This window comes from Roseibium sp. RKSG952, assembly GCF_009711355.1.
Genome location: NZ_SMMF01000229.1, coordinates 1 through 409, shown reverse-complemented (window position 1 = coordinate 409; position 409 = coordinate 1). Strand labels below are relative to the sequence as shown.

The 409-nt window shown below is 56.5% G+C and carries 1 protein-coding gene; it reads right to left on the bottom strand.

From position 1 onward, the window contains the following. Window positions 1-409, bottom strand: a 409-nt coding sequence (locus E1297_RS00565; RefSeq protein ID WP_155132623.1) for a Tn3 family transposase, incomplete at both ends; no start/stop codon positions are given.

The window sequence follows — 409 nt, the reverse complement described above, 5'->3', positions numbered from 1 at the left end:
AAAGTGCGAAAGATCTTTGACACTACCCATCGTGGCGGTGCACCTCAGCACATCGCCCCAGTTGTCGATGAAGGTCTGTTCCCGGACCTTGCCGCCGGCGAGGCACCTGAGTTCTTTCGGAACGCTTTTGAGATCGAAGACGTAGAACCGCTTGGATTTCAGGTCGCGAATACGGGGAATGAAGCGATAGCCCAAGAGCGCGACGGCGGCGAATACGAGATCGGTGAACCCGCCGGTGTCAGCATAGTGTTCCTTGATTTTCTTGCCGATCTCGCTCAGGCACAATCCGTCCAGAATGTACGGTGCTTCGCTCACCGTGGCCGGGATCGAATTGATCCAGTACGGCCCGTACAGGTCAGAAACATGGGTATATGCCTTCAATGTGAGCGTCCGGCGAACCCGACCTGCC